This window comes from Propionispora sp. 2/2-37, assembly GCF_001298735.1.
GTDB lineage: Bacteria > Bacillota > Negativicutes > Propionisporales > Propionisporaceae > Propionispora.
This window is the reverse complement of sequence record NZ_CYSP01000008.1, coordinates 88,323-101,776: the sequence shown is the minus strand read 5'-3', so window position 1 is coordinate 101,776 and position 13,454 is coordinate 88,323. Positions and strand designations below refer to the sequence as shown.

14 protein-coding genes and 1 riboswitch are annotated in these 13,454 nt (G+C 46.5%); of the genes, 11 read left to right on the top strand and 3 right to left on the bottom strand.

What is annotated here, in order from left to right; all coding sequences use genetic code 11:
• The first annotated feature begins 1 nt into the window (after position 1).
• From P22_RS10180 to P22_RS20520, 7 genes are all read left to right on the top strand, one after another.
• Positions 2-763: an ABC transporter ATP-binding protein gene (locus P22_RS10180; RefSeq protein WP_054260126.1), complete on the top strand. Its 762-nt coding sequence runs from the start codon at positions 2-4 to the stop codon at positions 761-763.
• 1 nt (position 764) lies between these two features.
• Positions 765-1,490 (top strand): ABC transporter ATP-binding protein, encoded by a 726-nt coding sequence (locus P22_RS10175; protein WP_054260125.1) that lies wholly within the window; start codon positions 765-767, stop codon positions 1,488-1,490.
• A gap of 1 nt (position 1,491) precedes the next feature.
• On the top strand, positions 1,492-1,995 hold the full coding sequence (locus P22_RS10170) for an L-2-amino-thiazoline-4-carboxylic acid hydrolase (RefSeq protein ID WP_054260124.1): 504 nt from the start codon (positions 1,492-1,494) through the stop codon (positions 1,993-1,995).
• Between the two features lie 114 nt (positions 1,996-2,109).
• Entirely contained in the window at positions 2,110-2,838 is a 729-nt protein-coding gene (locus P22_RS10165) for a thiamine diphosphokinase (RefSeq protein WP_054260123.1), read from the top strand.
• A gap of 60 nt (positions 2,839-2,898) precedes the next feature.
• Positions 2,899-3,001, top strand: a riboswitch (TPP riboswitch).
• Between the two features lie 86 nt (positions 3,002-3,087).
• Positions 3,088-3,705: an energy-coupled thiamine transporter ThiT gene (gene thiT / locus P22_RS10160; RefSeq protein ID WP_054260122.1), complete on the top strand. Its 618-nt coding sequence runs from the start codon at positions 3,088-3,090 to the stop codon at positions 3,703-3,705.
• An 82-nt stretch (positions 3,706-3,787) separates the two neighbouring features.
• On the top strand, positions 3,788-3,976 hold the full coding sequence (locus P22_RS10155; protein WP_054260121.1) for a hypothetical protein: 189 nt from the start codon (positions 3,788-3,790) through the stop codon (positions 3,974-3,976).
• 217 nt (positions 3,977-4,193) lie between these two features.
• The gene (locus tag P22_RS20520) at positions 4,194-4,355 is read left to right on the top strand and encodes a hypothetical protein (RefSeq protein WP_156318923.1); all 162 of its coding nucleotides are present in this window, start codon (positions 4,194-4,196) and stop codon (positions 4,353-4,355) included.
• A gap of 69 nt (positions 4,356-4,424) precedes the next feature.
• Here P22_RS20520 and P22_RS10150 read toward each other — a convergent pair whose 3' ends face one another.
• Together P22_RS10150 and P22_RS10145 are read right to left on the bottom strand one after the other, a co-directional pair.
• Positions 4,425-5,654, bottom strand: coding sequence for an aminopeptidase (locus tag P22_RS10150; protein WP_054260120.1), 1,230 nt, complete (start codon positions 5,652-5,654; stop codon positions 4,425-4,427).
• A 44-nt stretch (positions 5,655-5,698) separates the two neighbouring features.
• Entirely contained in the window at positions 5,699-7,177 is a 1,479-nt protein-coding gene (locus P22_RS10145; RefSeq protein WP_054260119.1) for a class I adenylate-forming enzyme family protein, read from the bottom strand.
• A 262-nt stretch (positions 7,178-7,439) separates the two neighbouring features.
• Between P22_RS10145 and P22_RS10140 the strand changes: the two genes are divergently transcribed.
• On the top strand, positions 7,440-8,999 hold the full coding sequence (locus P22_RS10140; RefSeq protein WP_054260118.1) for a DUF4127 family protein: 1,560 nt from the start codon (positions 7,440-7,442) through the stop codon (positions 8,997-8,999).
• A gap of 76 nt (positions 9,000-9,075) precedes the next feature.
• Positions 9,076-9,639 carry an NUDIX hydrolase gene (locus tag P22_RS10135; protein WP_054260117.1) on the top strand — a complete coding sequence of 188 codons (564 nt, stop codon included), beginning with the start codon at positions 9,076-9,078 and terminating at the stop codon, positions 9,637-9,639.
• Positions 9,640-9,776: 137 nt separating this feature from the next.
• Here P22_RS10135 and P22_RS10130 read toward each other — a convergent pair whose 3' ends face one another.
• Positions 9,777-12,455: a sigma 54-interacting transcriptional regulator gene (locus tag P22_RS10130; protein ID WP_054260116.1), complete on the bottom strand. Its 2,679-nt coding sequence runs from the start codon at positions 12,453-12,455 to the stop codon at positions 9,777-9,779.
• A 329-nt stretch (positions 12,456-12,784) separates the two neighbouring features.
• Here P22_RS10130 and P22_RS10125 point away from each other — a divergent pair, with 329 nt between their 5' ends.
• Both P22_RS10125 and P22_RS10120 read left to right on the top strand, forming a co-directional pair.
• The gene (locus P22_RS10125) at positions 12,785-13,120 is read left to right on the top strand and encodes a PTS lactose/cellobiose transporter subunit IIA (RefSeq protein ID WP_054260115.1); all 336 of its coding nucleotides are present in this window, start codon (positions 12,785-12,787) and stop codon (positions 13,118-13,120) included.
• A gap of 13 nt (positions 13,121-13,133) precedes the next feature.
• On the top strand, positions 13,134-13,442 hold the full coding sequence (locus P22_RS10120) for a PTS sugar transporter subunit IIB (RefSeq protein WP_054260114.1): 309 nt from the start codon (positions 13,134-13,136) through the stop codon (positions 13,440-13,442).
• Positions 13,443-13,454: the final 12 nt, after the last annotated feature.

Here is a 13,454-nt window from a genome sequence, read left to right as displayed (position 1 = left end):
CATGTCTTTGATCGAGATACGGAAAATTACGAAAACCTTTGGCGGCCTTGTCGCTCTAAAGGACATCGATATGACGGTGGAAGCCGGTGAAATTCATGGCTTGATCGGACCAAACGGAGCGGGCAAGACAACCTTATTCAATGTGTTGTCCGGGAACTATAAGGCATCCTCCGGCAGCTTTGTCTTTGACGGGCAGGAGGCTATACACCTGCGTAATGATGAAAGAGTGGGCCTGGGCATTGTCAGGACCTTTCAAAATATTCGCCTGTTTACCTCGATGACGGTGCTGGATAATGTAAAACTGGGCTTTCACCGGCGGACTTTTGCCAATTGGCTCACTTCCATCCTGAATACGGGAAAAGTCCGCCGGGAGGAGGAGTTTGTGGAAGAGCACAGCCTGGATTTGCTCTCTAAGCTCGGACTTCGGGATGTGGCGCAGGAAGAGGCGAAAAACCTGTCTTATGGCGATCAGCGGCGACTGGAGATTGCCCGGGCTTTGGCGATGAAACCGCGTTTGTTACTGCTGGACGAACCGGCAGCAGGTCTAAACGAGTCGGAAGTAAAAAAGTTAATGGAACGTATCCGTGAAATCCGCGATATGGGGATTACGATTATTCTTGTCGAGCACGACATGAGTCTCTTGATGTCGGTTTCGGATCGAATCACCGTGCTGGCTCACGGACAAAAGATTGCGGAAGGGACACCGCAGGAAGTGCAGGAAAATCCGCGTGTTATTGCTGAATATCTGGGAAAGGGGGTATAACATGCTAAGCGTAAAGAACCTGCAGGCCTGGTATGGTAACGTGCAGGCGATTCACGGTATTGACCTGGAGGTAGGCAAAGGCGAGCTGGTTACGCTCATCGGTTCCAACGGAGCCGGTAAATCAACTACTTTGAAAAGCATTGTGGGGTTAATAAAAAAAAGGTCCGGTAAGATTATTTTTGACGGCAACGACATATCCGCCTATACGCCGTCCCATGCTTTAGCGCGCGGGATAGCGTTAGTTCCCGAGGGCAGGTGGATATTTCCGGATCTTACCGTGGAAGAAAATCTTAAAATGGGTTCTTTTTTGCAGCGGGACCGCCGGGCGGTAGCAATAACCCTGGAAGAACAATTTAAGCTCTTTCCGATTTTGAAAGAACGGCGCAGGCAAAAGGGTGGGACGCTTAGCGGCGGGGAACAGCAAATGCTGGCTATTTCCCGGGCCTTAATGGGTAAACCAACGCTGCTGTTTCTGGATGAACCATCTCTGGGACTGGCGCCGCAACTGGTACAAAGTATATTTTCTTTAATAGAAAAGCTGAATGATACGGGAATTTCCATCCTGCTTGTCGAACAAAACTCCACGATGGCATTAAGCATTGCCGACCGGGGTTATGTTATCGGATCAGGCAAGGTGCTTTTGGCAGGGGCAGCCCGGGATCTGCTGAACGATCCCAAAGTACAACAAGCTTACCTGGGTTATAATGATGCGGGCGGGGGGATTTAACATGGCGGAAGAGTTGATTACGAAGCAGGAAGCGGCGGCTCAAGTCCGGCAGATGGGACGTATGATGGCGGCGCTTTATTATCACTTGAGCCGCGAAATGGCAGACACAGTCGGCAAAGAAAAGGCAAAAGAAATTATCGGTAAAGCCATTTGGGCTTTGGGAAAAGAACGGGGTGAACAGCAGAAGGGTAAAGTCCTGGCGGCCGGATATGAGCATATACCGCAGAATTATGGTAAATTGCCGGATTTACCTTCACTGGGCTGGGACATGGAAAAAGCGGAGCAAGCTGAGAACGATACCCATGTCAAGATTACCTATTGTCCGTTTGCCGAAGTCTGGCAGGAAAAGGATTTTGCTGAACTGGGACGGCTTTACTGTTATATTGATCAGGCAAAGTATCAGGAGTTTCACCCTGACAGCAACATGGTTACACTGAAAAATGTGCTGGATGGTGATGCGTATTGTGAAATGGTATGCCGGAATAAATCTTTGGACAGCAAATAACAAACCGGTCCGGCGAGCTGCCACGGGCAGTTCAGCAGGAAGATTGTGCTCCCGGGCAGTTTCATGGTACGATAGCAATGATTAGCTTGAAAGCTAATGGGAGAGATCGATGGAATGAATAATTCTTTGGTATTGCCGCACTTGCGCTGTTCTTTTGCAAAAGAGCTGCCAGAAACTCAGGTTTTGCTGGTTGCCGGGGGGCGGCCGCCGGCAAAGGAGTGGCTGCTTCAGGCTGCTTCCCGCTTTTCCGTCTGGTGCGCAGATCGTGGCCTTGATGTCTGCCGGGAAAGTAATGTAATCCCTGAACGGCTGATTGGCGATGGGGACAGCGCCCGTTCGGAAGCGATAGAATGGGCCCGGAAGCAGGGAATTCCTGCAGACCTTTATCCGCCAGAAAAAGATTTAACGGATTTGCAGTTGGCGCTACAGACCATAGGTGCAGAATATAAACAAGCTGCGGTAGTCATCACCGGCGTGTGGGGAGGCCGTTTTGATCACACCTTCAGTAATATTTTTTCACTCAAAGGCTGTGACGTTTACGGTATACAAAGGTGCTGTGCCGTAGATGAAACGGAAGCGCTGATACTGTTAAAAGGGGCGGATTCCTTACGGCTGGCAGCAGCTGTCAGGCCGGATGTTATTTCATTGCTGCCCTTATCGGCCGAATGCTCCGGCGTAACAATTGATGGTGTCCGCTGGCCGTTAAACAACGTTAGTTTACAGCATGATTTCCCGTATGCGATTAGCAACCGGCCGCTTGACCATGCTGCGGAAATTACGGTGTCGGTAGCCGGCGGCGTGTTGGGGGTCTATCTGCATTGGCAGCAAAACAGTTTGCCATAATCACTCTTGCCATAGTTGACAAATAAAGTATGGCAACATAGAATAAGCATAAAAGTAAATAGCAAGTGCTAGGGGTGCCTTAGTGGCTGAGAAATGAATGGAATTCATTAACCCTTCACCTGATCTGGGTAATTCCAGCGTAGGGAAGCGTACGACAATGTATACCGCATCCTTATCCTGGGATGCGGTTTTATTTGCAACTGTTTATTTTACCGGTACGGCATAAGCCGTAAAAAGGGAGAGGATTATATGGAAACGACTTTTGTTACCAACGTTTCAATGATTTTGGGGAATCCGGCAAGTACGTTTGCTTTGGTGGGGCTTATTGTGTTAGTTCTGGCATTGCTATACATAAAACGAATTCCTATGGACACGCGGCTGGTTGTACATATTGGGCTGGCCATTGCCCTGACGGTTGTTTTGCACACACTCCGGCTCTATCACATGCCCCAGGGCGGCAGTGTGACGCTGGGGGCCATGATTCCCTTATTACTGCTGGCTTTCCGGTACGGACCGGCGGTTGGGTACTTGGCCGGTTTTGTGTATGGCTTGCTGAATTTAATTCAGGATCCGTATATTCTGCATCCGGTCCAGGTGCTGTTTGATTATCCGCTGCCTTATATGGTACTTGGATTGGCCGGTTATTTTAAGGAACGGGTTATGCTTGGGACGGTAGTCGCTATCATGGGGCGGCTGGTATGCCACTATATATCGGGGGTAGTATTTTTTGCCAGTTATGCACCGGCAGGGATGTCGCCCTATTGGTACTCGTTCGTATTTAACGCGGCCTACCTGATTCCCGAACTCATCATCTGCCTGCTGATTATGCGGTTTTTACCGGTTAACTGGCTGCTGCGCTTTAGATAATGGTACAAGATGATTAAATATTTATCGGCAGAATATGAAACACTAAAACTATCCAGTAAACAGTGCAGAAGGGATGATGGTTATGAAAAAAGCCAGAGCCGGTTATGCGCCAAATGAAAGAGGCTATTTTACCGAAAATCGCCGCAAATACAGGACTCATGCGGCCAGCGGGGTCAGGACGCTGCCTGAGCCGATAGAGGATGATATTGTTGCCAACAATATCTCCAATGTAGAGTTTGATTATACCTATAACCGGGGAGAACAGATATAGGGTTGGCGTTTTTTGGCAAGGAAAAGATCCTGACAATGGTTTATTGGCAGGATCTTTTTTGATAGAACGGACTTTCTTTGAATACTTACATTATTGATAAAACAATCAGTACCGGAAAGCAAGCGATTTTTATCCGTAACCGGTAATATCTTTGAATAATTCGATACGGTACGGTATGATTAAAAGAATGAGAAGATGAAAGAGGTGATTGGCCGGAATGCCGAAAATAAAAATATCCGATATTATTTTTGTGATTATGGTTGTCGTATACTTTGTTTTTCGTCCTGTAAGCAGCGAAATCTCTTTGAGTGATAAAATTATACTGGGTTCGATTGCGGTTATGATTATCAGCAAGGTGGCTGGCCGCCGCCGTTCCTGACCAAGCAGCACAAGTATAAAAAAGAAGCGCCTTTTCGGCGCTTTTTTCGTATCATGGCTTCTGTGGTTTTTAAAAAGCGAAATTACCCTTCGTGAAGACGGGGACCTTCTTTCCGTCGGCGGTCATGCCGGTAATCTCCAGATCGTCCGTGCCGATCATAAAATCTTCATGGACCAGCGAATCGTTGACTCCCAGACCGGCCAGTTCTTCCTTGGCCAGGTTTTCACCGCCCTGAATGCAGACGGGATAGGCTTTGCCGATGGCTAAATGGCAGGAAGCATTTTCATCAAACAGTGTATTGAAAAATAAAATTTTGGAATTGGATATCGGAGAATCAAACGGAACGAGTGCCACTTCACCCAGATAGCACGAGCCTTCATCGGTTTTGATCAAATGTTTTAGTATTTCCTGTCCCTTGGCGGCCTGAAAATCGACTATTTTTCCATCCTTGAGGGTAAGTGAAAAATCTTCAATCAGGTTGCCGTTATAGTTGAGCGGTTTGGAACTTACTACTTTACCGTTGATGCCGGTTTTTTTCGGCAGGGTAAAGACTTCTTCGGTCGGCATGTTGGCCACGAATTCGCGCCCCGCCGGGGTGTGCTCCGAGCCGCCCAGCCAGAGGTGATTGTCCGGCAGTTCAATGGTTAGGTCGGTCCCCAAAGCATTACGATAGTGCAATGTTTTAAACTTATGGGTATTTAAGAAATCCAGACGCTGCTGCAGATCCTGCTTATGCCTGTCCCAGGCGGCTACCGGATCATCGGTATCTACCCGGACAACTTTAAGAATCAATTTCCAAAGTTGTTCCACAGCCTCTGCTTCACTTAGGGCGGGAAAAACTTTTTTTGCCCAGGATTTGGTCGGAATCGAAACCACACACCAGGTATTTTTGTTGCTCATGAGACGTTCACGGTATTCCTGCAGGGCCGTGCTGCTTGCTTTTTGGGCTTTGGCAACCCGGCCGGGATCGACGTCTTTTAATAACTCGGGATCAGATGCGGAAATGCTGACAAAGGCGGCTCCCTGACGTACGTAGGACAGGTAAAACTCCTTTTGCCATTCGGGAAATTCGGAAAAAATGTCTTCCGGGGCATGGGTGTAACGGATTTTGCTGAACAGTTCATCACGCCAGTTGATGACGACGTCCCGGGCGCCTTCTTTGTAGGCGGTTTCCGCCAGCAAGCGGGTAAACGATGCACTTTCAATAGGAGAGTTAATCACAAGAACTTGGTTTTTTTCCAGATTGACACCGGTTTTGATAATCAAACGGGTGTATTTTTCGAGCAGTCTATCATTCATTCCTATCGTCCTTTCTTTTTTCGGCTCCGGCAAGAACCGTATATTTATTCCGTGCTTTCCTGGCGGAGCGCTCTTTTTAAGAGTTTTCCGGTCGGAGTTTTCGGCAGTGCAGTTACGACGACAAAGTCCCGCGGGATTTTGTAGGCGGCTAGTCTGGTTTTTAAAAATTCTTTGACAGCTTTTTTGTCAAGCAGGATGCCCTCCTTCATGACAATATATGCACGGACGGCCTGTCCTCTTAACTTATCCGGTACGCCGATAACGGCGGCTTCGATAATTCCGGGGTAAGTGTAAAGCAGTTCTTCAATTTCACGTGGATAAATATTTTCGCCGTTGCTGATAATCAGGTCTTTTAACCGGTCAACAATAAAGAAATAGCCGTCTTCATCCTGATAAGCAATGTCCCCGGTATAAAGCCAGCCCTGCCGTATTGCTTGGGCTGTCTGTTCCGGCAAATTCAAGTATCCTTTCATCACATGGGGACCTTTCGTGATGAGTTCGCCGATTTGTCCGGTGTCAGCCGTTTTGCCGTTTTCTTTGATTATTTTTACTGAAATTCCCGGCAGGGCTTTGCCGATCGAACCGTATTTGCGCTTTTCCGGCAGATTAAAGGTTACCACCGGTGATGCTTCGGACAAACCGTATCCTTCCGTAATGCCGGTACCATAAACTTCTTCAAACTGTTTGGCGACTTTTTCCGGCAGGGAGGCTCCGCCGGAAACGAAGAAACGGATACTGGACAAATCGGCCGGCTGATCCAAGCGGGACAACAGGCTGTATATCGGCGGGACACCATACATCACGGTTACTTGCTGTTTTTTTATCGTTGCTGCCGTTTCTTTTGGAGAAAAGGTTTCCAGTACGGTAATACCGGCCCCCTTTAACAATGGATTCAGTACGGCGCAGGTCCAGGCAAAGCAATGATACATGGGAAGAACGCACAAGACGTTATCCTGATGATCAATAGGCAGAATCTGTCCGAAGGCCTGGGCATTACTGGTTAAATTTTCATGGCTGAGAATGGCTCCCTTGGGTTTTCCCGTGGTTCCTGATGTGTAAATAATGGTGCAGTCATGGTGCGGGTCAAGGGGGTGTGCCGGTTCCGGAGCAGGAGCATAGACCCGTGTGGTTATTTGACGCTGAATTTCCGGAATGATGAATTGCGTGACCGGCTGATGATAGGCATGTTGTTTCAGCGAAAGCTCAAGCGCCAGCGGGGACATGGTGACCAGCCGCTTAATCCGGGCGTCCTGTATTATATAGGCCGTTTCATGTTCGGTAAGCTGAAAATTAACCGGGACAACAACGGCTCCTAAACTGATCAGGGCCATGTAAATGCAGACATATTCAACAGAATTCCGCGAAAAAAGGCCTATATTTTCATTGGCACGGATACCGCTGGCATAGAAATAGTTACGGTATTGGTCTATTTGCTGCCGCAGTTCGCCATAGGTCAGTTTTTGCGGGTGATAAAAAGCAATATCCTGTTGTTGTCCCTGCAGAACCAACTCATGTACTAACATGTACTTCATCCTTTGGCTGATAGAATGGATACTATTGGCATTGTAGCTCAAAAATAGTATGGTGTCTATGCCTGTTTCAACATTCGCTGCGCTAAGAAATCTTATCTTAGCGTTTTAACGGGCTGCCGTTTTTATACTGACATTTTTTTGCAGTTAACCGAATAATTGGTCATACCATAAATTTACAGGCTGTTCAGGCAGGATTCTCGGCGATAAAAGGGTAATAAATACAATAGTAAAACAAATGGAGGAAACAGGTGCAATGAAATCTGGCAAACTGTATATACTAGTAATTTTGGCAATGGTCTTTGTCTGGGGCAGTTCGACAGCCCAGGCCAAAACAATTTTGTATGTGCCGCAGGATGACCGTCCGGTAAGTTTTGAAGATGTGGTGGATACCGCAGCAGCGGCCAAACTTACGGTACTGGCACCGCCGCAGGAATTGATTGCCGGCCGGGATAAAAAGGGTGACCCGGATAAACTTTGGGAATGGGTTGAAGAACATGCCGGGCAGGCGGATGCTATGGTCTTATCGGGAGATGCCCTGATTTACGGCGGACTGGTCGATTCACGCACGCATTCGTTTACCGAGCAGGTTTTACAGGAACGGCTGGATAATTTTAAAAAGCTCGCTAAACAGCATCCTTTTGCGGGCCTGTATGTATATTCGACTGTGCAGCGGACACCAAAAGGCAGTGCCGGTGGCGTGGAACCAGCCTATTATGAGACTTATGGCCGGGATATCTTTCAGCTTACCGCGTTGAGAGATAAATCCGAAGTAGAGGGACTAAGCAGGAAAGAAAAAAAACTGCTGGCGGATTTACAAAATAAAATTCCGCAGGAAGCACTGACGGATTGGATGGACCGTCGTCAGAAGAACTATGCTATAAATGTCGGTCTTATCGATAATGTCCGTCAGGGTTTATTCCGTTTTTTCCTGCTGGGCAGGGATGATACCGCCCCTTATTCGCAAAGCCATAAAGAAGGGCGGGATTTAAGCAACCTGGCCGCGGATATTCCTTCTACGAAATTCCAGACCTTCCCCGGAGCCGATCAGCTTAGTATGGTTATGCTGGCAAGAGCCTTTAATGATCTTACCGGACGGATTCCGATCGTGCAGATTCAGTATGCTCCCGGCGTAGGCAAGGACAGTATCCCTACTTATGAAGATCAAAAAATCGGTCAATCCATTGCGGCTCATGTTATTGCGGCAGGCGGCATCGTGTTTCGCAATCCGATAAAGCCGGATCTCATTATTCAGGTGAATACGCCGTTCAACGGAAAAACCCCGGAGGCTGACTCACGCGAGAATACTACCGCGGTAACTCCGCAAATAAAACAATTCGTCGATGGCATTCAAAGTCAGATCGCCGCCGGGAAAAACGTGTCCGTTGCGGATATCTCCTTTGGCAATGGTGCCGATAATGCCTTAATGACCGAATTATCGCGGCGCCAGCTTCTGGATAAATTAACTTCCTATTCCGGCTGGAATACGGCAGGAAATACCGTAGGCTTTACCATTGGCCAGGGTATGCTGGCGGGTTCCATGGATGCCGAAGCGCGCAAACGCCTGCTGGCGGTGCGCTATCTGGATGACTGGGCTTACCAGGCCAATATCCGGAGAGCATTGAGTGAAGAAATTGTATATCCGAAGCATGGCAGCCTGGTTTATCTCAATGACCTAAAACCATTATTGACGACTGAGGCTGAGAAACGGGAAAGAGCGTTTGCCGCAGAACATTTATGGTTTTCTCCGGAAAAGGTTTCCGTATCGTTTCCCTGGAACCGGATGTTTGAAATCGGTATTCATATTGCAGAATAGAGAGCAGGGGAAGCCGACTGATTTTCAGGGCCGCTTCCCTGCTCTGTTGTTTATAACCGTTTATGGAGGGATGCTGTTGTCCTGGCTTGCAGCAATTGAGCAATACCAACCTTATACTGAGCAGGAAAGAAAAGATCAGCACCTGTTTTTGCATTGTGCGGCGATATTTCCGGATATACTGAACAGGAAAAACGAACTGGTTCATGTGACCAGTTCGGCTTGTGCCGTAAATAAAAAACGGGATAAGCTGTTAATGGTCCATCACAATGTGTACAAAACCTGGTCCTGGCCGGGGGGACATGCCGACGGCGAAGAAAACCTGCTGGCTGTAGCAATAAAAGAACTGAAGGAAGAAACGGGTGTACGAAACTGCCGTGTGGTATTACCGGATATATTCTCATTGGACATACTGCCGGTTTTAGGCCATTGTAAGCGGCAACAGTATGTTTCGGCCCATTTGCACCTGTCGGTTGCCTATCTGCTGGAAGTTAATGAGACGGAAACATTTTGTGTAAAACAAGATGAAAATAGTGCCGTAAAGTGGATGGCTATGGACGCAGTTAGTCAGTGCACACCGGAACCGCATATGCAGGAGGTATATGCAAAAATTGTAACGAAAATTAGAAGTTTGTCCGTATAACATGGCAGGAAACTACTGTTTTGGCCTGTTGTGAGGAGGGTTTATTTCACTTGGCAGACCGGCAACAGGCCATAAAATAATGTAAATAAAAAACTTTCCGGCACTTGTCCTGAGACGATGCCGGAAAGTTTTCTTATTTACATTTCCGTACTTCTGTTTACATTCGGGAAAAAGTTCATGATATAGCATATTTCATTGTCGGTGATTTCAATAAAATATTTATTATATAGAAAAATAAAGTTTTCTTTTACAACGGTGTATACCTCCGGATTTTGGTTGATGAAAGCTTCTCTATCAGGATAACTGATAGAACTTTTCCCCTTCTTTAGACGGCTGATGGTAAAACCCAGATGCAGGATGAGCCCGATCAGGCTTTCATCGCTTAATTTGACCGACAACTTGGCTTCCATCCGTTTGATGACATGGACAATATCGCCATATAATGCTTCTCCGTCAAAATTCTCAATATTTTCTTTGAGGATTAAGCCCATTTTTAACAGGGCGGATTTATTGTCCAGCGTTTCCTGCAACTGGCCCAGCACCTTCATGCTGATGACATCGTACATATTATACTGTTTAATGTCCAGGTCAATAGCGAACGAAGAAACGAGAAACAGTATTTCCTGCTTCTCCTGCAGCTTCAGGAGCTGTTCTTTAAAATATTTTTTATCAAGGCAGTTCAGGGGAATCACTTCAAAAAGATCTTTGTCAAATTTCAGGTGGTTGGTCAAAAAGCTTTTGATGGCCACCGAACCGCCCTCGCCGGTTAAACAGGCGGTAACGATGGCTATTTTTTGTTTTTCTCCGGATTTGACCGGCAATTTGCTGTTATCCAGATACGAATTAACGAGGAGAACGTCTTTGTAGATTTCATCCAAAGAAAATCCGAGCAATGCTTTCCGGGTAGCCTCAATTACATGCAGGGTGGAAGTCAGGGGAAAGACCTTGATAGGGACTCTGAACTCTTTTTCCATGATTTCGGCGAAGGTGGTTAACGATCCCATATCCACCAGCAGCAAGTAGCCGCTGGTATTGAAATTCTGTTTAATCACTCTGCGCAATTCTTCCAATACCACAGCGGGTTTTACTTCGATCGGGGAGTTGATGGCAATCACATAATTTTCACCCAGCAGTTCGTTGGCCACTTCGGCCATGGAGGTGGCTGTTGATTTGCCGTGGGCAATCAGTATGATCTTCACTTTATCAATATACTGTTTATTGTACTGCTCCTCCGGAACCAGGAAAATAGTCAGATAGCCGGCTTCATCTTCCGGGATCGGGCGGTGCAGGTAATCCTGAATCAAGGCGGTGGCTTCCAGTGCCGCCCTGAATTCTTCGGGATACAGCTGTTTCATTTTGCCCAGCTGCGGATTGACAATGTTTTTATTATTCGAGACCCGGTTAATCAACGTATTGATATGCAGTGCCAGTGCGGTATACACATTGTGGTTTACATTTCTTTTCAGCGTGGTGACCATGTGATATACTACTTTGTCGATCAAATCCAGAGCATCTTCCCCTAAAATATTCAACAGATTTTTTTTGTTGATTTCCTCGGAGATTCCGCTGATATATTTCTCAAAATAACGGGTGATATCCTTTTCCAAAATATTCTCAATATCAATATCCGAAATACCCCGGGCTTTGAGCTTTTCCAGTTTTTCTTCAATGAAATCATAAATCGTTTTGCTTTCGGTTCTGGACTCCCAGGGCAAATCGCTGGAGCAGCCGAATTTGAAATATTCAATATCTTCACTGACCAGCTTGTTCCATAGAATGCGATGTTCTTTTTCCTTATACAAGCCCTCTCTGATATGCATCGGCAGGCTGCGGCTGTTGATCCGGACATCTTCTCTAATGTTTGTCAGGAATTCAGAGTAGGCTTTGGCGCAAACCAGCTGGATATCACTTTTTAGCTGGCCGATATTATTGGTGCAATTGTAGGAGAGAAATGCCCGCATAGTATTCAGGGAAACGTAAATATCCCTGTTGAGCCGGATGCTTTCATGCTTGAAAAAGTACTTTATTAATGACAGACGTTCTTCCAGTGTCCGTTCCCGGAGTGCGGGAATGGTGATAATCATGGGAATTCTTCTGGTAAATGTTTTTAACAGGGCGGAATTAGGATTTTCCGTTGTGGCCGAAATAATCAGGACATCGGCAGTCCGGGTTTCATCATCACCCATGCGCCGGAAATACCCGGTGTCGAGGAAGGTAAACAGCGCTTCCTGTCCTTCCGGGGGGAGACGATGGACTTCGTCCAAAAACAGTATGCCGCCGCCGGCTTTTTCAATCAAGCCGGTTTTATCCGTTTCCGCACCGGTATAGGTACCTTTTTTAACGCCAAAAAGCTGTGCGGTAAGCAGATGAGGGTTGTTGGTGTAGTCGGCGCAGTTAAAAGTGACGAACGGGGAGTCGCCCGGTTTGACCCCCATCTCCACGGCATAGTTATGCATCAGTCCGGCAAACATGGACTTACCGACGCCGGTTTCCCCTAAGATCAGCGTGTTCATTCCTTTGGGAGGATAGAGAATAGCCGCCTTAGCCTGTTCCAAAGCCTGCTGAAGGCTGATATTGTCTTTACGCAGTTTATCCAGTTTCGTTTCCTGGGCAGTTGCCGTTTTATTTCCGGCAACAAAAAAACGGACAGGCCGGCCGGTTGATTTGTATACTTTACCCTCCTTACACAGGTTATTCAACTCATGGCTGACATTTGCCCTGCCAATGTTAAGTATGTCTGCTAAATTCTGGGCATCAATTCCCTCGCCGGCAGGCATGTCCTGCAAGGCTTTATAGATTAAGTCCTTTCTATTCATCAGGTTCTGCCCCCCAATTGAAAATGTAATTAATTGTATTATACATGAAACAACAAAACTGAGCTATACAGTGTTTAATATAAAAATTGAAACACTATACAGCTCAATTCGAAACACTAATAGGTTTTTTTACCAGGTTATGTCTGCTAAGCCTTACCATTTAAGCACTTTAGTGTTTTGGCACGATTATTGCGTATATCATGAGTGCAAGAAAAATTTATACAATCCAATATAAACCGGCAGGAAACGACTACTGTGATGTATTGATTAGTTCCGCAGGGATGAAACATGACAGTAAGACACGAGATGTGGTAAAGGAGGTATTTGAAATGACAGACATAGAGCAAATCGTTATGAGTATCATCATAAATTCCGGGGAAGCACGGGCATTTGCTTACGAAGCATTACGAAAAGCAAGAGATGGGGGCTGTGAAGAAAAAGATATTACTGAACTGCTGGATAAAGCTAATGAGGCCATCGGCAAAGCGCATGAGATACAGACCGCTCTGCTGCATAAGGAGGCCAGCGGCGAACCCATCACAATATCCATATTGTTTGTTCACGCCCAGGATCATCTGATGACGGCGATTTCAGAGAAAAATCTGATTATCGAAATGATTGAGTTGATGAAAAAGGTCAATGTTCTGACAGATAAAATCAATTAAGGGGGCATAACCAATGATTAAAATTGCTTTATTTTGTAACGCCGGTATGTCTACCAGCATGCTGGTTTCGAAAATGAGAAAGGCTGCCGAGGAAAGCGGTCAGGACATAGCCATTGATGCTTATCCGGAAGCGCAACTGACCAAACAACTGGACGGACTTGACGTAGTATTGCTGGGACCTCAGATTAAGTTTGCTCTGGGGAAAATTAAAGCTATTTGTGAACCCAAAGGCATTCCGGTGGATGTGATTAATACGGCTGATTATGGAATGATGAATGGAAAAAAGGTACTCAATCAGGCGTTGAAGCTCATTGGTAAATAGACATCATGCAGC

Coding starts and splice junctions, on each gene's coding strand:
- P22_RS10170 (WP_054260124.1), top strand. CDS start 1,492: ATGGCGGAAGAGTTGATTACGAAGCAGGAAGCGGCGGCTCAAGTCCGG.
- thiT (WP_054260122.1), top strand. CDS start 3,088: ATGGAAACGACTTTTGTTACCAACGTTTCAATGATTTTGGGGAATCCG.
- P22_RS10120 (WP_054260114.1), top strand. CDS start 13,134: ATGATTAAAATTGCTTTATTTTGTAACGCCGGTATGTCTACCAGCATG.
- P22_RS10180 (WP_054260126.1), top strand. CDS start 2: ATGTCTTTGATCGAGATACGGAAAATTACGAAAACCTTTGGCGGCCTT.
- P22_RS20520 (WP_156318923.1), top strand. CDS start 4,194: ATGCCGAAAATAAAAATATCCGATATTATTTTTGTGATTATGGTTGTC.
- P22_RS10175 (WP_054260125.1), top strand. CDS start 765: ATGCTAAGCGTAAAGAACCTGCAGGCCTGGTATGGTAACGTGCAGGCG.
- P22_RS10140 (WP_054260118.1), top strand. CDS start 7,440: ATGAAATCTGGCAAACTGTATATACTAGTAATTTTGGCAATGGTCTTT.
- P22_RS10150 (WP_054260120.1), bottom strand. CDS start 5,654: ATGAATGATAGACTGCTCGAAAAATACACCCGTTTGATTATCAAAACC.
- P22_RS10125 (WP_054260115.1), top strand. CDS start 12,785: ATGACAGACATAGAGCAAATCGTTATGAGTATCATCATAAATTCCGGG.
- P22_RS10130 (WP_054260116.1), bottom strand. CDS start 12,455: ATGAATAGAAAGGACTTAATCTATAAAGCCTTGCAGGACATGCCTGCC.
- P22_RS10145 (WP_054260119.1), bottom strand. CDS start 7,177: ATGTTAGTACATGAGTTGGTTCTGCAGGGACAACAACAGGATATTGCT.
- P22_RS10165 (WP_054260123.1), top strand. CDS start 2,110: ATGAATAATTCTTTGGTATTGCCGCACTTGCGCTGTTCTTTTGCAAAA.
- P22_RS10155 (WP_054260121.1), top strand. CDS start 3,788: ATGAAAAAAGCCAGAGCCGGTTATGCGCCAAATGAAAGAGGCTATTTT.